Annotated in this window: 23 protein-coding genes; 16 read left to right on the top strand and 7 right to left on the bottom strand. The window is 65.9% G+C overall.

The annotated features are described in order from the left end of the window. Nucleotides 1–18: 18 nt before the first annotated feature. From ABEA39_RS18130 to ABEA39_RS18070, 13 genes are all read left to right on the top strand, one after another. Nucleotides 19–393 (top strand): hypothetical protein, encoded by a 375-nt coding sequence (locus ABEA39_RS18130; protein WP_345377382.1) that lies wholly within the window; start codon nucleotides 19–21, stop codon nucleotides 391–393. Continuing rightward, the gene (locus tag ABEA39_RS18125) at nucleotides 390–1,613 is read left to right on the top strand and encodes an AAA family ATPase (protein WP_345377381.1); all 1,224 of its coding nucleotides are present in this window, start codon (nucleotides 390–392) and stop codon (nucleotides 1,611–1,613) included. Before ABEA39_RS18130 ends, ABEA39_RS18125 begins: the two co-directional genes overlap by 4 nt. Next, on the top strand, nucleotides 1,610–1,879 hold the full coding sequence (locus ABEA39_RS18120) for a hypothetical protein (RefSeq protein WP_345377380.1): 270 nt from the start codon (nucleotides 1,610–1,612) through the stop codon (nucleotides 1,877–1,879). Before ABEA39_RS18125 ends, ABEA39_RS18120 begins: the two co-directional genes overlap by 4 nt. Before the next feature lie 46 nt (nucleotides 1,880–1,925). Further along, on the top strand, nucleotides 1,926–2,078 hold the full coding sequence (locus tag ABEA39_RS18115) for a hypothetical protein (RefSeq protein ID WP_345377379.1): 153 nt from the start codon (nucleotides 1,926–1,928) through the stop codon (nucleotides 2,076–2,078). Next, nucleotides 2,075–2,548: a hypothetical protein gene (locus ABEA39_RS18110; RefSeq protein WP_345377378.1), complete on the top strand. Its 474-nt coding sequence runs from the start codon at nucleotides 2,075–2,077 to the stop codon at nucleotides 2,546–2,548. Before ABEA39_RS18115 ends, ABEA39_RS18110 begins: the two co-directional genes overlap by 4 nt. After that, nucleotides 2,538–4,127 (top strand): terminase large subunit domain-containing protein, encoded by a 1,590-nt coding sequence (locus ABEA39_RS18105; RefSeq protein ID WP_345377377.1) that lies wholly within the window; start codon nucleotides 2,538–2,540, stop codon nucleotides 4,125–4,127. The genes ABEA39_RS18110 and ABEA39_RS18105 overlap by 11 nt, the downstream gene beginning before the upstream one ends. Further along, nucleotides 4,124–4,501, top strand: a complete 378-nt coding sequence (locus ABEA39_RS18100) for a hypothetical protein (RefSeq protein WP_345377376.1) — start codon at nucleotides 4,124–4,126, stop codon at nucleotides 4,499–4,501. The genes ABEA39_RS18105 and ABEA39_RS18100 overlap by 4 nt, the downstream gene beginning before the upstream one ends. Next, the gene (locus ABEA39_RS18095; RefSeq protein WP_345377375.1) at nucleotides 4,498–4,878 is read left to right on the top strand and encodes a hypothetical protein; all 381 of its coding nucleotides are present in this window, start codon (nucleotides 4,498–4,500) and stop codon (nucleotides 4,876–4,878) included. Before ABEA39_RS18100 ends, ABEA39_RS18095 begins: the two co-directional genes overlap by 4 nt. A gap of 86 nt (nucleotides 4,879–4,964) precedes the next feature. After that, on the top strand, nucleotides 4,965–5,480 hold the full coding sequence (locus tag ABEA39_RS18090) for a hypothetical protein (RefSeq protein ID WP_345377374.1): 516 nt from the start codon (nucleotides 4,965–4,967) through the stop codon (nucleotides 5,478–5,480). Beyond that, nucleotides 5,477–5,767, top strand: a complete 291-nt coding sequence (locus ABEA39_RS18085) for a hypothetical protein (protein ID WP_345377373.1) — start codon at nucleotides 5,477–5,479, stop codon at nucleotides 5,765–5,767. The genes ABEA39_RS18090 and ABEA39_RS18085 overlap by 4 nt, the downstream gene beginning before the upstream one ends. Before the next feature lie 3 nt (nucleotides 5,768–5,770). Next, complete coding sequence (locus tag ABEA39_RS18080; protein WP_345377372.1) at nucleotides 5,771–8,674, top strand: hypothetical protein; 2,904 nt, start codon at nucleotides 5,771–5,773, stop codon at nucleotides 8,672–8,674. 32 nt (nucleotides 8,675–8,706) lie between these two features. Then, on the top strand, nucleotides 8,707–8,883 hold the full coding sequence (locus tag ABEA39_RS18075) for a hypothetical protein (protein WP_345377371.1): 177 nt from the start codon (nucleotides 8,707–8,709) through the stop codon (nucleotides 8,881–8,883). Nucleotides 8,884–8,927: 44 nt separating this feature from the next. Further along, nucleotides 8,928–9,089 (top strand): hypothetical protein, encoded by a 162-nt coding sequence (locus tag ABEA39_RS18070; RefSeq protein ID WP_345377370.1) that lies wholly within the window; start codon nucleotides 8,928–8,930, stop codon nucleotides 9,087–9,089. 68 nt (nucleotides 9,090–9,157) lie between these two features. Here the strand turns inward: ABEA39_RS18070 and ABEA39_RS18065 are convergent, their stop codons facing one another. The 5 genes from ABEA39_RS18065 to ABEA39_RS18045 form a co-directional block, all read right to left on the bottom strand. Continuing rightward, complete coding sequence (locus ABEA39_RS18065) at nucleotides 9,158–9,508, bottom strand: hypothetical protein (protein WP_345377369.1); 351 nt, start codon at nucleotides 9,506–9,508, stop codon at nucleotides 9,158–9,160. Beyond that, complete coding sequence (locus ABEA39_RS18060; protein WP_345377368.1) at nucleotides 9,508–10,422, bottom strand: tyrosine-type recombinase/integrase; 915 nt, start codon at nucleotides 10,420–10,422, stop codon at nucleotides 9,508–9,510. The genes ABEA39_RS18065 and ABEA39_RS18060 overlap by 1 nt, the downstream gene beginning before the upstream one ends. Further along, nucleotides 10,419–10,742 carry a hypothetical protein gene (locus ABEA39_RS18055; protein WP_345377367.1) on the bottom strand — a complete coding sequence of 108 codons (324 nt, stop codon included), beginning with the start codon at nucleotides 10,740–10,742 and terminating at the stop codon, nucleotides 10,419–10,421. Before ABEA39_RS18055 ends, ABEA39_RS18060 begins: the two co-directional genes overlap by 4 nt. 302 nt (nucleotides 10,743–11,044) lie before the next feature. Beyond that, entirely contained in the window at nucleotides 11,045–11,305 is a 261-nt protein-coding gene (locus tag ABEA39_RS18050) for a hypothetical protein (protein ID WP_345377366.1), read from the bottom strand. Between the two features lie 424 nt (nucleotides 11,306–11,729). Beyond that, nucleotides 11,730–12,608, bottom strand: coding sequence for a helix-turn-helix transcriptional regulator (locus tag ABEA39_RS18045; RefSeq protein ID WP_345377365.1), 879 nt, complete (start codon nucleotides 12,606–12,608; stop codon nucleotides 11,730–11,732). Nucleotides 12,609–12,715: 107 nt separating this feature from the next. On the opposite strand from ABEA39_RS18045, the gene ABEA39_RS18040 reads away from it, so the two are divergent. Beyond that, on the top strand, nucleotides 12,716–13,498 hold the full coding sequence (locus tag ABEA39_RS18040) for an SDR family NAD(P)-dependent oxidoreductase (protein WP_345377364.1): 783 nt from the start codon (nucleotides 12,716–12,718) through the stop codon (nucleotides 13,496–13,498). A 117-nt stretch (nucleotides 13,499–13,615) separates the two neighbouring features. Here ABEA39_RS18040 and ABEA39_RS18035 read toward each other — a convergent pair whose 3' ends face one another. Then, complete coding sequence (locus tag ABEA39_RS18035) at nucleotides 13,616–14,401, bottom strand: alpha/beta fold hydrolase (RefSeq protein WP_345377363.1); 786 nt, start codon at nucleotides 14,399–14,401, stop codon at nucleotides 13,616–13,618. Nucleotides 14,402–14,660: 259 nt separating this feature from the next. On the opposite strand from ABEA39_RS18035, the gene ABEA39_RS18030 reads away from it, so the two are divergent. After that, complete coding sequence (locus ABEA39_RS18030; protein ID WP_345377362.1) at nucleotides 14,661–15,209, top strand: nuclear transport factor 2 family protein; 549 nt, start codon at nucleotides 14,661–14,663, stop codon at nucleotides 15,207–15,209. Nucleotides 15,210–15,225: 16 nt separating this feature from the next. On the opposite strand, the gene ABEA39_RS18025 is transcribed toward ABEA39_RS18030, so the two are convergent. Continuing rightward, the gene (locus ABEA39_RS18025; RefSeq protein ID WP_345377361.1) at nucleotides 15,226–16,023 is read right to left on the bottom strand and encodes a helix-turn-helix domain-containing protein; all 798 of its coding nucleotides are present in this window, start codon (nucleotides 16,021–16,023) and stop codon (nucleotides 15,226–15,228) included. 135 nt (nucleotides 16,024–16,158) lie between these two features. Between ABEA39_RS18025 and ABEA39_RS18020 the strand changes: the two genes are divergently transcribed. Next, the gene (locus tag ABEA39_RS18020) at nucleotides 16,159–16,911 is read left to right on the top strand and encodes an SDR family NAD(P)-dependent oxidoreductase (RefSeq protein ID WP_345377360.1); all 753 of its coding nucleotides are present in this window, start codon (nucleotides 16,159–16,161) and stop codon (nucleotides 16,909–16,911) included. Nucleotides 16,912–16,919: the final 8 nt, after the last annotated feature.

The raw sequence follows: 16,919 nt of genomic DNA, 5'->3' as shown, positions 1-16,919 counted from the left end.
AAGGCTCGTAGCCATCCCATGACCCAGAAGTACCCCGCCCGCATCCACCTCACCGAACCCGCCGAACGCTACATCGACCAACTCGGCACCGACCTCATCCTGGGGAACGTAGAGCTGCACCAGCTCCCACCCTCGCTCCTCCAATTTCACGTCATCGCCTTCAACGAGGGCAGGGCTTCGCTCAGCGGGGCCACCGACACGATCGAGCGCCTCGAGTTCGAATGCGATCGCCTCTATGCCGAAGTGTGCCGAAGGATCCCGCCCAAGGAACCGACAGGGGAACCCGGCTGGCACACCTTCGCGCAGTGGCAGAAGATCCGCGCCGACATGGCAGCCGAAGCCGGAGGCCAATTCACGGGCGGCTCCCTCGTCGAAACGTGGGTGGCCGCATGAGCGACACTGCACCCGCCGAACGCACCCTCACCCTCACGCCCCTCGAGACCGTCGAAGCGGAACGGCAAGTGTTCCTCTGGAACGGCCGCATCCCCATGGGAACCGCCACGATCTTCGCCGGCCGAGGAGGTGAGGGGAAAAGCACCTTCAGCCTCTGGGTCGCCAGCCATGTCACCCTCGGCACTCTCGAAGGCGAGTACAGCGGTCAGCCCGCCACCGTCCTCCTCGTCGGCCACGAAGACGACCTCGGCACCGTCGTCAAACCCCGGCTCATCGCAGCAGGCGCCGACATGACCAGGGTCTTTTCCGTCACCATCAAGACTCAACTCGACGGCCTCGAACTCACCGAAGTGCCATCCCTCGTCCAAGACCTCGGCCGCATCAGGGAAGCGATCACCACCACCGGGGCCCGACTCATCATCGTCGACCCGCTCACCTCCATGATGGACGGCGCCAACCTCGACAAGACCGCCGACGTCCGCAGGGTCCTCAACCCTTTCACTACCCTCGCCGCAGAACTTAACGTCGCCATCGTCGCCCTCATGCACTTCCGTAAGGGGCAAGGCGACACCCGAGACCTGCTCTCCGGCAGCCACGCATTCCGCGACACCGCCCGCAGCGTCATCCTCTTCGTCACAGACGAAGACACCGGCCAACGAGTCGCCACCGTCGACAAGTCCAACTACTCCGAGACCCGCGGCGACTCCTTCGCCTTCAACCTCGTCTCCACCCTCATCCCCACCAACGACGGCACCGACACGTCAGTCGCCCGAGTCGACTACCTCGGGGACTCCACCATCAGCGTCACCGACATCGTCAACAAACCCGACGACGTCGACCTCGGAGAAGAAATTGGCGCAGTCGTCGAGTACGTCAACCGGCACCCCGAAGGCGTCAAACCCGCCGACGTCGCAACCGCAACCAACCTCGACCCCAAAGCCGTCCGCACCTACCTCTCACGAGCAGCCCACCGCGGACTCATCGCCAAGGCCGGATACGGGCACTACACCCCAAGTGCAACAGCCCCGTCAGTCCGTGCACTTGTGGCACCTGTTGCACCTGTTGCTCTCAACCCCCTAAGTGCAACAAGTGCAACAGAAGCAACAGCGCAACAGCAGCAACACCCTGTTGCACTCTGCCGCTCATGCGGCTTCCCACTCAGCCCCGCAATCGCCCACCACGGCATCCACCCCACCTGCGACACAGGAGAAACAGCATGACCAAACCCCGAACCGCCCTCGCCAACTGGCTCGACGGCTACACCAACCGTGCAGGACAGAACATCGCCCAAGCACTCCACAACCTCGCCACCGACATCGGCCTCCACGACCACGAAGAGAGTGGCGAGCCCGGTGTCCTCGCGGTTGGTGCCGAGTCGTCGAACCCCGCACGCGACGGACTGAGCACATCGCGTGCACACGACCAGGGAAAGTCCCGGTCAGAGACCAGCGCAACTGATACCGAATCAGGTGCGACCGATGACTAACGCGAGGAGTGAGAGGGTCGCAGCGTCGGCAGGGTACGGCCGTGCGATGGCTGTCCTCGAGCATGACAACCCGGAGATGGCCGCAGCGATCCAGACTTACGTCACCGCCCTGCATGCTGAGGCTGCCGGCCATCGTCTCGCTGCTAAGCCCGGTCCCATCCCGGATCCGTTCACCATCCCGGGGCAGGTGCAGGCATGAGCGCCGCGGAGAAGTGGGTCCCTGAGTTCGAGGGGCAGCGGCCACCGTTCGAGGCCGGCAACATGCTTGCCCTCAAGTCCGGGTGGCGTTCCCCGCGCCTGGTCGGGCCCATCGCTGAGGAGCTGATCGCGGCCATCCTCGAGGACCCCCACACCGACTACCTGCGGGAGGCACGCTTCCGGCCGGCCGTCATCGCCTGGGCTCAGGTCGAGGCACGGGTGGCCCTGTACGAGCGGTACATGGAGGGCATGAGCATGGAGCAGCGGTTGGAGAGTTCGCAGGGGCGGACGTCCCCGGAGGAGCAGTTGCGCCGGCTGGATGCGAACGCGCTGACGCACCGTGGGCGGCTGGGGTTGGACCCCCTGTCGGCTGCTCGCCTCGGCAAGGACATCGCGGCGACTCGGGTGGATCTCGCTTCGCTGCTCGCGGACGAGCGGGATGCGGATGGGGGTGCACCCCGTGGGGCTTGACCTTCGTGGGGCGGGCACAGACCCGGGGAAATTTGCGGCACTGATTCTGGGGCAGCCTCTTTTTGACTATCAGGCGGAGGTGGCTGGGTCGGGGGCGACGGTTCGGGTGATGTGTGCTGGCCGGCAGGTGGGGAAGTCGTTCCTTCTGGCGGCGTTGGCGTTGTTTGAGGCGACGACTCGGCGCAACATCACGGTGTTGTTCATCAGTGCGGGTGAGGAGGCTGCGAAGCGGCTGTTGGGGGAGTGTTCCCGGTTGGTGTCGTCGTCGGCTGGTTTGGATGGGTCGATCGTTGAGGAGACGAAGACCATGCTCCTGTTCTCGACGGGGTCTCGGATCATGTCGGTGCCGGCGTCGGAGAAGCAGATCCGTGGAATCAGCGCCGACCTGCTGGTGATCGATGAGGCTTCGTTCGTGCCGGAGGAGATCTGGGTTTCAGCTCAGCCGACGACGATCGCTCGTCCTGGGGCGCGGATCATCCTGGCGTCGACCCCGTACTTGTCGGATCACTTCTTCAAGCACATGTGGGATCAGGGGATGCGGTCCCCGGACGCTTACGTGCGGTCGTGGCATTGGCCGTCGAGCACGTCCCCGTTGGTGACGGATGAGACGTTGGAGGGGGTGAGGCGGGGTATCAATCCGATCCGGTTCGCTCGGGAGTACATGGCGGAGTGGCCGGATGGTTCGGGGTTGCTGTTGACGGCTGACGAGTTGGAGCAGTCGGTTCTGGATTACGAGATGGTGGAGCCGGAGCGGGCGTACGACTTCCACGGGTTTGCCCCGGTGGGTAGTAACGGCCTGGTGCTGCCGCCGCAGGTGAGTGCTGGGGTGGACTACGGGTCGCAGCATGACGCGAACGCTCTGGTGCTGTTGGGTGCCCTGGATGACTACGGGGTGAACTACGACGTGGGGGCGCTGTTCCGGGAGCAGACGACCGAGGATCACATCTTCTTCGTTCCGTGGCTCGAGTACCACCACCGGATGACGTACCACGACTTCGCTGCCCGAGTTGCTGAGGTGGGGAAGGGTTACAACATCCGCATGATCGCGTCGGAGACGAACGGTGTCGGTGCCGGCGGTCACGAGTTCATGGTCATGGCAATGCTGCGGGCGGCAGAACGGGGCGAGCTTGCCTCGAGGTTCGATGTGTCGGGTGGGTGGTACACCAGTGGCACGTTCGTGGCGCCTGTATGGACGGACAACCGCCGCAAGCAGGCCCAGTTCGGCCGACTGAAAGGGATGTTGCAGGCGGGCACGCTGGTGTTGCCGCGGCATGCGGAGTTGTTGAAGCAGTTGTCGTCTTTGGAGATGTCGGAGACGGCTGCGGGTTCGATCTCGATCAGCGTCCCGGATCGGGTTGGGCATGACGACCTCGCGATGGCTCTGGCGCAGGCGTTGATGAATATTGCGACTCCCGCGATGATGTCCGGTCAGCGGTTCAGGCAGCAGCCGTCTTGGGCTTCGTTCACGGATCTCGCCACCGGTAAGCGAATCCCGGATGCTCCTCGAGTGCTGCATCCGTTGAACTCCTCCGTGTGGAACTGGGGCTCACGTGGGGCGGAGCGGGAGCAGCCCGTATGAGCGCCTTCGAGGTCGATGTTGACGGTCGTGTTCTGGGTGATGCGGAGGCGTTGCGGGCCGTCACGTCGTGGATGATGCGGCACTACCAGGAGGACGTCCGGGGCAGGTCGGGGCCGCGGACGGGGGTGCTGATGGACTTCATTTACGCGTGTGGGGAGTCGGTGCGGATCCGTGAAGCCACGGGGGTTCCGTCGACGGAACTCATTCGGAGGGCGCCTGAGAAAGTTGAAGTGTCGATTGACGAAGCCGCTCCTCGGTTCGGCTACTCACCTGAATACCTTCGAAGGTTGGCGAGGGCTGGACGGGTGGGTAGTCGGAGGGTGGGCCGGGTTTGGCTGATCGACATCACGAACTTTCTTGAGGAGACAGCATGACGAAATGGATCAAGAACGAGGACGGGGCGGTTCACTCCGTGTCGGACGAACTGGCCGCAGTCGGTGTGCTGCAGAAGGGCTGGGTCGAACTTTCGGAGGACGAAGCGCGGGAGGCGCAGCCGCAGCTCTTCGGCGTACCGGATAAGGACGTCGCCTACCTGGCTGCGATGGAGGTCAGCCCGGGCGTGGAACTCGACCCCCAGGTGCAGGCCGTTCAGATGCACGACGGTGGCGGACCGCAGTCGTCCATCCCCGAGGCGCCGTCCATCGGTCGGGTCGGGAAGATCGATCCCCGCCAAATGGATGTCCTCGTGGACGGGTCACCCACGACGAACTGGCGTGAACTGCACCCCGTCGAGGAAGCCCACAGCCGATGAGCGGCCGTACGGCGACCGTGGAGCTGTCGCCGGCTGAGATCGTCGAGGCTGCGGATCGGGAGATCCAGGAGGCCGAAGCCCTCGCGTTGACCCTCGAGGAGAAGGTTCGCAGCGGCGACGAGACCGTGAAGTATGAGCAGATCGAAAAGGCTCGGGGCCTCAAGCGGTTCGCAGAACTCCGCAGGGAGGCGGCCCAGGCGAAAGCCGAGGCGCTCGCAGAGAAGCTCGAGCGCGACAAGATCAACGGCCTCCTCGCGGAACATCTCCCCGGCGCCCAAAGCGTCGACGCGGAGATCGAGGGTCTCCTCGTTCAGGCTCGGCAGTTCGTGGACCAGGCGCTCGCTGTGGCTCGGAAGCATGACCGCCATGTGTTCGCGATCGCGCTGGCAGCGACGTCGGCCGGCAACGAGTACCACCCGGAGTCCAACCCCGAGATCATCGGTGAATCCCGCCTCCCGGAGTTCACATGGTTCGAGACCCGAGGGCAGCGCGCCGAGACCCTGTCGCCGGGTACCGTGCTCACGCGCCTCTTGAGCCCGTACCGAGACACCATGAGCGCGTCGCGCCGATACACCGAGATTCGCGAGGCGACCCGCGCATGAACGACTTCGGATTCTCCGTGCCTCATCGGACGGCCACGCTGCAGGGTGACTCGAAGGTCATCACCCGGCAGCAGCTCCGTGACCCCGCGTTCTACGCCCTCGTCAAGGACGGAGTGCTCAACGGCACCATCCAGGTCCTCGACGGCCGCTCCGACGTCCTGGACGTCCACGGGGTGCCGTTCAACCTGAGCGACGAAGACGGCAGGCAGCAGCTCGCCAAGTCGCAACGCGCCTGGGTCGGAGTCGACGAAGACCCCATCGCCCGCTCTCTGACGAAGGAGGGCTAGATCATGGCCGGTCCGGTCACCGAAGGCTCCATTGTCGCGAAGCTGAAACTCGACTCCTCGGACTGGAACCTTGAGTTGAACAAGGCTGAGGAGAAGGCCCGCGCTCTCGGCGCGATCAGCCCGAACATCAAGGTCACGGTCGAGTCCGCTCAGGCGATCGCGGACCTCGCCGCGGTGCACGAGGCAGCCCTTCGCGCCGGCGGCGACACGACGATCCGTGTGAACACGGAGTCCACAGGTGCAGCGGTTCACGCTCCGGGGGACACGTCTTCGACGAACACGGTCGACACTCGTGTCACGGGTGAAGCGTCCGTGGTGGCTCTGACGGCTGCTGAGGAGGCGCTGCGGCGTGCCTCGGCGGAGGCTGCGGCCGCGAATGACGTGAATGCGGCGTCGATGCGTTCCGCGGCTGTCGCTGCGGCTGAGGCTGCCGCCGCGCAGGATGCTCTCGCTCTTGCGCAGCAGCGCGCCGCCACTGCCGCCCGCGAGCAGGAGGCGTCGAACCGTCAGCAGGCGGCGTCCCAGAACACGGTGACCGAGTCGGGCCGTGGCATGCAGGCGCAGACGGCGTTCATCATCGCCGGTATCGCCGCCCTGGTCGCCACGGCCGGCCCCGTGGCCGGGTGGGCGGTCGGTGTCGCTGGTGCCCTCGGCGCCATGGGTGCCGCCGGCATCCTCGCCGTGTACGGCATCTCGCAGGAGATCAAGTCCGGGACCGCGGTCGGGCAGGCCTACCAGGCCGGCCTCCAGGGGCTCAAGCGGGATCTCGACGTCCTCGGTGCCACTGGCGCCGGCGCGTTCCTGTCGTCCTTCCAGCAGGGCGTCACCAGCATCAACAAGGATCTCCCGCAGCTCAACAGCATGGTCAGCCAGTTCGGCGGCATGCTCGGCGGGACCGTCACCACCGCCTTGCAGGGCGTCCTGAACGCGATCCGCATCCTGAACCCCCTGTTCGTGCAGGCCGGCGGCTACATTCAGCAGGTCGCGGCCGGGTTCCTCTCGTGGACGCAGAACGGCGGGCTGCAGCAGTTCGCGAACATGGCGCAGGCCACGTTCCCCTCCGTCGTGAACATGATCGGTGAAGTCCTCAACGGGGCGATGGATCTCGTCGGAGGGCTGCAGAGCATGGGGCCTGCGGTCCTGATGACGGCGACGGCCATCGGCCAGTTCGCCTCATTCCTGGGAATGCTCGGTCCCGTCCTTGGGCCGGTTGCCGGCGGGGTCCTCACCGCGGTTGTGGCCTTCCAGGTCCTCGACACGGTCCTTCCCCTCGCGAGCAAAGCCATCGCGCTCTTCAGTGCCGAAACGGAAGCCTCCCTCGGCCCCGTGGGTTGGGTTGTTGCGGCAGTCGGCCTCGCCGCGGCCGCCTTCATCGGAATCGCCGCAGCCACCCACCAGGCAACCCAGGCTCAGGTCGACTACACGGCAGCTGTACAGCAGGACTCCGGCGTCATTGGCGAGCATGTGAAGGCGCAGACGGCCAAAGCGCTGGCCGACGCTGGCGCGTTCAAAGCCGCGACGTCCCTGGGAATTGCGCAGTCGACTCTCACCCAGGCAGCGCTTGGTTACGCGCCCGCTTTGGCCACGGTCAAGGCTCATACGGACCTCGCCGCGCAGTCGTACGCGAAAACTGTCGAGGTCACGGGACAGCTCAACGGTTCCTCGCAGGTCATGACGCAGAAGCAGAAGGACTTGAAGGCCGCTGTCGACACCGTCACGTCGTCGGTGAACGGCGCGAACGGATCCCTCAAGGAGTCGCAGCAGACCTACCGAGACACGCAGGCCGCAGTCGGTGAATCCACGGCAGGCCAGACGAGTCTCGCTCGCGCCTATGGGGCGACGATCGGCGCCTACCAGGCGGCGAAGACGGCAGCGGATAGTCAGAAGGCTTCCGGTCAAGCGGCGACCCTGCAGATGCAGCTCGAGAACGACGCGGCTGGGGTTCTCAAGAACACCCTCGATCTTCTCGATGGGAAGACCCTGTCGGCGGCGGACGCTCAGAACGCGTTCGATTCTCAACTCTCGAACATGGGCACCCACGTCAGCGACGTCGGCAAGCAGATCACGTTCACCACCACGAACATCGGTGACATGTCGGCGGCGTCCGTCAGCCTTCGCGGCCAGTTGAACAGCCAGGTCGAGGCCATGCAGGCCAACGTCGAAGCACAGGTCGGCCTGTCCGGCTCCACCGCCGACTCGATCCCCCTCCTGCAGCAGCAGCGTCAGCAGATCATCGACAACGCGGTCGCGCACGGCGTCAACCGAGACGCCGTGACCGCGTACATCGACAAGATCATGCAGGTGCCGACCTCCGTCCCGCCGACGAAACTCGACGTGGATGCAGTCTCGGCTCAGCAGAAGCTCAGCGCGTTGCAGACCGCTCTGCAGGGCATCCCCACCCTCATCACCGGCTCGGTTCAGATCGACACCGCACAGGCGATGGAGAACGTGAAGGCGACGACGAACGCCGTCCTGGCGCTGACGAACGCAGTCAACACGGCTGGGCAGGCTGGCGGCACCGCAACGGGCGCAGCCGCCAAGAAAGCCCTCGGGTTTGCGACGGGTGGTTCGGTCCCGGGCACGGGGTCGGGCGACACGGTCCCGGCGATGCTCACCCCTGGCGAGTACGTCGTGAAACCGGGGCCCGCCGCCCAATACGGCTCTCTCCTCGCAGCGATGAACGCCGGGCAGGCCGTGAACCTGCCAACGTCAGCGGCCACGCCCGCTTCCCTGCCTGCCGCTTCCACGAGCCCAGCCGCGGCCAGTGGCACACCGCAGACCATCACCGTGGTCCTCGAGAACAACACGGGCGTCAGCTTCGACGGGATGATCACCGCCCGCATCAAGCAAGAGAGCGCCCGGCGAGCCACCAACTTGTCCACCGGACTGCAACGAGTCAACTTCTAGGCAGTGTCGGTGGCTGGCTGTACCTTCGGGTCATGCCAGCCACCAAGTGCCCTCAGTGCGGCGCCAACGCAGACGCCACGTTCATCCCCAAGGAGAGTCGCGGCTACACGCAGCCCGCATACTCCTACAAGTGCGAAGCGGGGCACACCGGGTACATGAACCTCGAGCCGCCCACCGACAACCGGCTCACCTACCCCGGGAACCGGTAGTCGTGGAGCGTTACACGATCAGGCGGGGCGACAAAATCTCGTTCGTGTACAGCACCCGCTGGGGCATGACCGACTCCGGTGACATGGGTTTCATCGAGGAAAAGCCTGATGGCTTCGAGGCTTTCGGTCGAGGTGACAACCCGAACTCCATCGGGGTCTTCGATACCGTTGAGGCTGCCGCTGCGGCCCTTGCCTCATCCTTCTAGCTGTAACAAATGTGACACCTGCAGCCACTGCCCCCGTCTCGGACACACACCACAAAGTCCCGACTGCCTCAGAGAACGTCGCCGTCTTCGATATGGTTCAGGTCGCCCAGCACCTGCCGCTCCATCACGAGCCTGTCGTACCAACCGGCGTCGCTTGCGGCGAGAAGCACGATCGCGTCTTTTGCCAGATCGACCACAGCCCAGTCATGTGTAGGCACCGTCGTTGCTTGCGCCATTCTGGCTACTTCCGCGGTCACCGCGGTGTCGCTCCCCAGACGGATCCGGGCCGTGATGAGCCGGTTCAGCCCGACGATGTCTTTACCCTCGGCCGTGTCCAGAACGATCTGGATTGCTAGCCCGCGGATGAGTCGTTCACGGAAGCGAAGGTACCGGTCGGGGTCATGCGGCGCTTCGGTCATCAGTGTGTTCCTCTCGTCGAGGTCGACGGTACAGACACGTCAGGGAGGCGCGCCATGCCCTCCGCGATCAAGACCATGGACGGTCGGACGTAGTGCCGCAGGGTGTTCGGGGACGCATGCCGCATGGCCTGCTGCACGATGAGCATGTCCGTGCCGGCATCCACCAGCTCGGTAGCGAACCATGCCCGGAGTTGATGCGGGCGGTGTGCGATGCCAGCCCGCTTTACCGCCTTCGACAGGACGTTGGAGACGGACTTGGCGTTTATGTGGGCGCCGTCGTTCGGCCCAGATCCGGGGAACCACCATCCAGTGCGGGGGAACCTCGCCGGGTCGAGAGCGGCCAGATCGAGGATCTTCGGGTGCAGGGGGCGCCACACCTCGAAGCCGCCCTTCGCTTCGGACGTGAAGATCTCGCCCGTCTCCCATCTGATGTGGTCACCGTTCACTGCGGCGATCTCCGTGGCCCGGAACCCCTGGTATGCGGCGAGGGCCACCATCATGCGGGTCTTCCCGTAGATGCCGGAGTTCAGCAGCTTCTCGACGTCATCCGTGGTGAAGGGGTTCGCCTCGATGCGGGGCGAGTGGCCACGGGGAAGTCGAGCGGCAGGGTTGTCCGCCCGGTAGCCCTCGTCCTGCAGGAGAGTGAAGAACGTGTGCAGGAACGACTTGTAGTTCTGCCTGGTCTTCGCGCTGAGATCCGGCCGGCCAAGCCACGCGATCAGCTCCGGCCGGCTCGCGAGAGTGACCCGTTTGCCAAGCCACCTACCCAGGGCGTGGAAGACGATGCGGCGTTCCTTGATGGTCCTCTCCGTGCAGGCGGAGGCACGCATGTAGGAGGTCCAGAGGGCGTAGGCGTCATCATCGCTGAGAGCGTCGTCGACTGTCTCGCTGATGCGCGTGACGGCGGCGATCATCGGCCTTCCTCCTTGTTCAGGGAGGCCGCGAGGGCTTCGGCCCGTTCGACCTGCTCAATGAACCCGCGGAGGATCGTCGAGTTCACCTCGGGGCCGTCGAGCTTTTCGAGGGCAGCCCATACTCGCCACCGGCTGTCGACGAGTTCCACTTCGACCATGCAGAAGTCGTCTGAGTACTCGAGGGCGTGGTGCAGGACGTCGGAGGCGTCACCCTCGACGTGCATGGCCCAGAGGCAGTGTTCGTTGTCGCAGGGGAACAGGTCGTAGTCAGGTTCTTGCATGAGGTCGGCGTGCTGGATGGGGAATGTGTCAGTGGTCATGATGGAGCCTTTCGAAGATGGGGGGATCAGGGTTGTCCACACTGTGGACAGCCTTGGGGGTGGGTTCAATCCACACCCTTCGGGGCAGGGGTCTAAGCAATCCTTAGACCCCTGCTGGGTTGGCCCTATCGCGTTTGAAACGCGGGATGGTGTTCAGAGCCCAGGGGGTGTCCACAGTGTGGACGCCCTTTGTCGTTTAGCCAGGTCGGATTTCAAATCGGATGATGAGTTCAGTAGTGGTGAACCCGCCAGGGGTGGGCACGAGACGCCCACCCTTTGCCGATGAACCCGTAAGGGGGTGTCTAGTTCGCACCCCCTTTAGCGATGACGTCGGCACTGCCGACGTCATAGGACGCTGCGAACCACGACTGCGGGTCGACGTCGAGGACACGGGCAGCAGCGATGACGTCGACGAGCTGCACGATGCCGTGTCGGCCGGTACGCAGGGCCCGGGCACGCTTCCGTGGGACGCCGAGGAGACGGGCGAACATGGCGGTCTTGATGCCCTGGTCGCGGCACTCGGCGTCGATGCGGGAGGCGACTGTCTGAACGTTGAGGATCATGCTTGTCTCTTTCCGTTATGTGCACGGTGGTGTGTGCAAACTGGTTGGGAACGGATGGGAACGGATGGGAAGGCGCCGCCCCTGGACCGATCAGAACCGCCGACTTCTAGCCCCACTGGGAACCGATGGGAAGGATTGAGAACGGGTTGAGTTCTCTCTTAATCAGTGGGTTCTCGGTTCAAGTCCGAGGGGGTGCACAGAAGATCATCCCCGTGTTCGAAGCATCGCTTCTTCCACGGGGATTTCCTTCGCCGGTTTCGTCGGCTCCGCCTCCTGCCGGTTTCGTCGGCTCCGCCTTCGCGCCGGCTCCGCCGACATTCGGCTTCTTCGGTGGGAGCGCACGGTTGGCCGCAGCGTCGGACGCGCAGATGGCTGCGTTCGGTTCGGGAGTTCACCTCGAGGCCGGCGCCGTCAAGACGAGGGGCTAGGCCGACCCGGCGGTTGTGGGTCGGTCGCTGGACGGTGCTCGGCCGTCACGGTCGATCATGCCGATGAGGGCGAGTGCGTCTGCGTCGCGGGAGCCGGGGGCGGCGGTGTAGAGCACGAGGTGCTGGTCGCGATCGGTGAGGGCGAGGGAGTCGCAGTCGACGGTGATGTCGCCGACGGACGGGTGGTGGAAGGTCTTCGTGAGCATCGGGGCCGGGTGTACGTCTTGCCTGTCCCACAGCCGGGCGAACTCGGTGCTGCCGTCGCGGAGGTCTCGGATGAGGCCGGTGACGTCGGGGTCGGACGGGTAGCGGGCCAGTGTCGAGGTCAACTCCATGACCACTTGGTGACGGAATTCGTTCCCTTCGGCAATGCCGTACGGCTTGCGGTCGGTCGGTTCGGGCCCGAGGAATGCCCTGCGGGCGAGGTTGCGGTCCGCGGGGGCGAGGAGGGCGAAATCCTCCATGAGGGCTGCCGCGAGGGGGTTCCAGGCGAGCACCTCGAAAGCGGCCGACAGGACGAATCCGGCGGTGTCGGGGAGTCGTTCGAGAAGCGCCAGGATGCTGGGGCGGACGTCGCGCCGGTGGAGTCCGGTTCGTGTCGGCGCTGTTCCCGCGAGCAGGTGGAAGTGGTCGGCCTCGGAGTCGGTGAGCCGCAGGGCCTCGGTGATTCCGGTGACGACTTCGATCGACGGGCGTGCGGCGCGGCCCTGTTCCAGTCGGATGTAGTACTCGGTCGAGATGTGCGCGAGGACGGCGATCTCTTCCCGGCGCAGACCGGGTGTGCGTCGCCTCGGTCCGGAGGCGAGCCCGACGTCTTCGGGTCGGAGTCGCTCGCGTCGGCTGCGGAGGAAGGTTCCCAGCGCCTGATTGTCCATGCCCCCAGTCTGTGCCTCCGCGGCGTGAGTTCGTGCCCCTAGTGGTCGGCGACCCTAGTACTCTCCGGGCCTGGATCAGCATCGCCGCCCGTGACGACAGTGAGGGCATGACAAACCACACTGAAACCGCTCCCCTCGGCCTGCTGACGGGCAAAGTCGTCTTCATCACCGGCGCCAGCCGAGGCATCGGCGCAGCCGCCGCCCGACTGTTCGCCCGGGAAGGCGCCTCCGTGGTGCTTGCCGCGCGCAGCACCGCCGCCCTCGAACGCGTCGTCGCCGACATCCGCGCGGACGGCGGAACCGCCGATGCCGTCACGATGGATCTCGCCGACCGCGACAGCATCCGCGCCGCGGTCGCCCGCGTCGACGACCTCCACGGTCGGCTCGACGGCGCGTTCAACAACGGAGCAGCCCTCCAGCAGCCGGGATCGACCGAGACGACCAGCGACGACGACATCGACGGCCAGTACACGGTGAACTTCCGGGCCCACTGGACGGCCATGACCGCCGAGTACGCCCTGATGCGACGGTCCGGGGCCGGCGCGATCGTCAACACGTCGAGCATCGGCAGCCGGCGCTCGAACCCCGGCCTGCCCGCCTACGGCGCCATGAAGCGCGCACTCAACAGCCTGACCGAGACGGCCGCGGTCGACTGGGCGCCCCACGGCGTCCGCGTGAACGCGATCACCCCCGGCGGCACCGACACCGAGATGGTCGACGCCTGGGAGTCGGAGGCACCCGGCACGAAAGACTTCATGATCGCGTCCGTCCCTCTCGGGCGCCTCGCGGAGCCGACCGAGATCGCCGAGGTCGCCGCCTGGCTCCTCAGCGACAGGGCCTCCTACGTCACGGGCGCTGTCATCCCGGTCGATGGAGGCGCCGGCGCGTGACTCCGAGCCCCGGCGCCACGGCCCACGGCCCGCCCCCTGGCCGGCTTCCCGACAGACGCTGTCTCCACGAGAGGGCTGCCTTGTCCCGGCACCCGGTCGGAGGCTCAACGTGATCGCCTACCGGACTGCCGTTCCCATCCGAGTCAGCCAATCCCGCAGCAGCGCGCCCGTCAACTCCGGCCGCTCGAGGTGGACGCTGTGCCCCGCCGTGTCGAGGACTGCGTAGGTCCCACGCGGGTAATGGTCACGCAGCCGCCAACCGTCCTCGAAACCGACCACGTCGTCTTGCCGCCCGAACAGATGCAGCGATGGCGCGAGGAACGGTTCGGGATGCCCGATCTCGGGATCGACGGGAAGCCCGTAGTCCGATGCGATCCGTTCCATGACCTCGTGGTCGGAGCCTCGGGCCCCGGGAAGCACGTACTCGACGAACGCGGCGAAGGTCTCGGCGGTCTGCACGACGTGCTCCTCGACGAATCCCTCGCGTGCGTCTCCGGCACGTTCGAGAACGGCCTCGTCGACGACGAGGGCAGCCCGCGGTGGCACGGTGCGGTGGCTGTGACGTGCTTCGACGACGCCCGCGATCGTGGCGAGGCCGAGCACCCGGTCGCGGAGCTCATGAGCAACATGACGAGCGATCATCCCGCCGAAGGATTGCCCTAGGATCGCGAACGGCTCGTCGCCGATGTGGTACTGGACGGCCCCGATCACCTCCGTGGCCACGTCCAACGCACTCGCCGCCGTCGACGGGCTCGCTTTCTCCGCCCACGGCAGCTCCACGGAGAGCCGCCGCCACGGCATCGACTCGATCATGCCCTCGAGGGGCACCATGACGCGGTGATCCACTCCGAATCCGTGAAGCAGGACAAGTGGGCGGCCGACTCCACGAGAGTGAATGATCATCGGACGAGGCTATGGCCTCATCGACCGTGTCGGGGTCCGAGTCGCCCTGACCCCCGATGGTTCGTCGCTGCTGGAACGGGCCCTTCCGGTGGTCTCGTCGCTCAGCGACCTCTTTCCTGGGCCTCGCCGAACCGCCCCGCATTCCAACGGCCGTAGCCGCCTGTCCCTCGTGGTACCAGTCTCGACGCGGTCTTCCGGCCTGTTCCGGCTCGAGTCAGACTCGGTTCTCGATCAGCCCACGGGAATCAGGAGAGAACACATGACCGCCGCATCTGCCACCCGCACCGCCCTCGAGACGGCCCAGGAGTTCATCCGAGGTGTCGAGGCGAAAGACTTCGAGGCCGTGCGGGCGACCCTGTCGCCCCATGCTCGCCAGCTCTTCATGCACTCGAGCCGCACCACCACGGAGGCGGGCGCAGCCGACCTCGTCGCCGACCGTGCAAAGGGCTTCTGTGTCGCGGACGTGGACGGCCGCGACGAGATCATGGCCTACACCCAGGCGCTCTTCGACAAATTCACACCGCTGATCTGGCGTGACCACACCTGGACCCTCTCGGAGACCGGCGATGCGGTGTACTTCTCCGGGCGGGGCGACATGATCGTCACCTCGAACGGCAGGTCGTACCGCAACACCTACGTCACTCGGTTCGACGTCGACGACGGCAGGATCGTGACGATGGCGGAGTACGCGAACGCGTTCCTGTACGCCGGTCTGCGCCTGACACCCAACGGCGCCGAATTCCGGGCGCTGCTCCGGGCGATTGCGAGGATGATCAACCCGACCCTCTCGGCGACGTCCGGCCACTGAGCCGACGCCCCTGAGGTCACGCGTCGCTGTGAGGTGTGTAGAGCATGATCCAGTGGTCGTTCTCTGGGTCGTGGAGCATCTCGCTCTCGAAGCGGAGCCACCCTTTCTCGGGGTGGTGCAGCAGCTTCATCGCGGATCGCCACGTGCCGACCTCGCTCCGATCCCAGTGCTCGCGGAACACCTCGCTTCGGTCGGCGAGGTCTCGGAAGACGGCGTGGAGATACGCGTCGTCCGGGTATCGACTCATCGCCACGCGCAGTTCGGACGCTGCGACGCGAGCCAGTTGCTCGGCGCCGTCGTCGCCGACGACTTCTGTCACCCGTCGGGAGGTGAACGCGAGGTGGGCGACATTGCGGCCGAAAGGACCGGGTTCCAGGAGCGTTCCGAGAAGTTCGCTCGCCGCCTTGTTGGCGGCCAGGAGGTCGAGTCGGCCGTCGTGGACGGTCACGGGCATCACCTCGTCGAGTCCGTGGAGGAGCTGCTGGAGCCCCGGCCGAATGACGCTCGCCGGCGCTTCGAGCTCCGGTGGGTGTTCTCCCGCGAGACGAAAGAGGAGGTCGCGTTCGGCCGTCGACAGCCCGAGGGCCCTCTGGAGAGCGTTCAGGATCTCGCGCGACGGCCGTGGCGCGCGTCCCTGCTCGAGGCGCGTGTAGTACTCGACCGAGATCCCCGCCGCTTCGGCGAGTTCCTGACGGCGTAATCCGGGAACTCGTCGCGCTGACGTTCTGCCTTCGGCGGCGAGGAAGGGCGGCTGCAGGAGGGCACGCTGCTGGCGGAGGAACTCTCCGAGTTCGGGGCGCGCGGCTACCTGCATGACGCCATTCTCCGCGCTCCTGGTGCGAGACGCCCCGGATTGCCTGTCCCTGCCGATACCAGCCTCGTCCGGGTGTTCCTGCCGTGGCGTGACCGGCGGAGAGTGGTGATCCTCATGACTCAGGAACGGAACCCCATGCCACTCGACCGCATCGCTCTCGTCACCGGCGCCAACAAGGGAGTCGGAAAGCAGGTCGCCAGCGAACTCGTCGCGAACGGCCTCACCGTCATCGTCGGCTCCCGTGACCTCACCCGCGGGCGGGAGGCTGCCGCCGACATCGGCGGCGGTGCGACAGCACTTCAACTCGACGTCACCGACGCACGGTCCATCGCGACGGCTGCCGCGTGGATCCGCGAACGGTTCGGTCGTCTGGACGTCCTGGTCAACAACGCCGGGATCTCGCATACGCAGGCGGACTTCACGATGGACGACTACGCCGCCATGTCTCGTGCGAGCACCGCGTCGATCGAGGGGGTGCGCGCGATCTGGGACGTCAACGTCTTCGGGACCCTGGCCGTCTATCAGGCCATGCTCCCCCTCCTTCGCGAGTCGTCCGACGCCCGAATCGTCAACGTCTCCAGCGGCCTCGGATCGCTGACGGAGACGAGCGACCCGAACTACCCGTACCGGTCTACCTTCGGCCCGGGCTACCCGGCGTCGAAGACCGCCCTCAATGCGATGGCCCTGGCCATGTCGATCGAATTGGAAGGCACACCGATCAAGGTCAACGTCGTCTCGCCGGCCTTCACCGCCACCGCGCTGAACGACTTCCAAGGCACCGAATCCGTCGAGGACGGCTCGCGGGAGGTGGTCCGGGTGGCGTTGCTCGGCGCTGACGGCCCCACCGGGACCTTCACGCTGTGGAACGGCGAAGTGATTCCGTGGTGACACTCCGT

Origin of the sequence: Frondihabitans cladoniiphilus (assembly GCF_039544345.1) — a bacterium.
Lineage (GTDB): Bacteria > Actinomycetota > Actinomycetes > Actinomycetales > Microbacteriaceae > Frondihabitans > Frondihabitans cladoniiphilus.
This window is presented reverse-complemented; position numbering and strand designations above follow the sequence as displayed.

Coding starts and splice junctions, on each gene's coding strand:
- ABEA39_RS18130 (WP_345377382.1), top strand. CDS start 19: ATGACCCAGAAGTACCCCGCCCGCATCCACCTCACCGAACCCGCCGAA.
- ABEA39_RS18125 (WP_345377381.1), top strand. CDS start 390: ATGAGCGACACTGCACCCGCCGAACGCACCCTCACCCTCACGCCCCTC.
- ABEA39_RS18120 (WP_345377380.1), top strand. CDS start 1,610: ATGACCAAACCCCGAACCGCCCTCGCCAACTGGCTCGACGGCTACACC.
- ABEA39_RS18115 (WP_345377379.1), top strand. CDS start 1,926: ATGGCTGTCCTCGAGCATGACAACCCGGAGATGGCCGCAGCGATCCAG.
- ABEA39_RS18110 (WP_345377378.1), top strand. CDS start 2,075: ATGAGCGCCGCGGAGAAGTGGGTCCCTGAGTTCGAGGGGCAGCGGCCA.
- ABEA39_RS18100 (WP_345377376.1), top strand. CDS start 4,124: ATGAGCGCCTTCGAGGTCGATGTTGACGGTCGTGTTCTGGGTGATGCG.
- ABEA39_RS18095 (WP_345377375.1), top strand. CDS start 4,498: ATGACGAAATGGATCAAGAACGAGGACGGGGCGGTTCACTCCGTGTCG.
- ABEA39_RS18085 (WP_345377373.1), top strand. CDS start 5,477: ATGAACGACTTCGGATTCTCCGTGCCTCATCGGACGGCCACGCTGCAG.
- ABEA39_RS18080 (WP_345377372.1), top strand. CDS start 5,771: ATGGCCGGTCCGGTCACCGAAGGCTCCATTGTCGCGAAGCTGAAACTC.
- ABEA39_RS18075 (WP_345377371.1), top strand. CDS start 8,707: ATGCCAGCCACCAAGTGCCCTCAGTGCGGCGCCAACGCAGACGCCACG.
- ABEA39_RS18065 (WP_345377369.1), bottom strand. CDS start 9,508: ATGACCGAAGCGCCGCATGACCCCGACCGGTACCTTCGCTTCCGTGAA.
- ABEA39_RS18060 (WP_345377368.1), bottom strand. CDS start 10,422: ATGATCGCCGCCGTCACGCGCATCAGCGAGACAGTCGACGACGCTCTC.
- ABEA39_RS18055 (WP_345377367.1), bottom strand. CDS start 10,742: ATGACCACTGACACATTCCCCATCCAGCACGCCGACCTCATGCAAGAA.
- ABEA39_RS18050 (WP_345377366.1), bottom strand. CDS start 11,305: ATGATCCTCAACGTTCAGACAGTCGCCTCCCGCATCGACGCCGAGTGC.
- ABEA39_RS18045 (WP_345377365.1), bottom strand. CDS start 12,608: ATGGACAATCAGGCGCTGGGAACCTTCCTCCGCAGCCGACGCGAGCGA.
- ABEA39_RS18040 (WP_345377364.1), top strand. CDS start 12,716: ATGACAAACCACACTGAAACCGCTCCCCTCGGCCTGCTGACGGGCAAA.
- ABEA39_RS18035 (WP_345377363.1), bottom strand. CDS start 14,401: ATGATCATTCACTCTCGTGGAGTCGGCCGCCCACTTGTCCTGCTTCAC.
- ABEA39_RS18030 (WP_345377362.1), top strand. CDS start 14,661: ATGACCGCCGCATCTGCCACCCGCACCGCCCTCGAGACGGCCCAGGAG.
- ABEA39_RS18025 (WP_345377361.1), bottom strand. CDS start 16,023: ATGCAGGTAGCCGCGCGCCCCGAACTCGGAGAGTTCCTCCGCCAGCAG.
- ABEA39_RS18020 (WP_345377360.1), top strand. CDS start 16,159: ATGCCACTCGACCGCATCGCTCTCGTCACCGGCGCCAACAAGGGAGTC.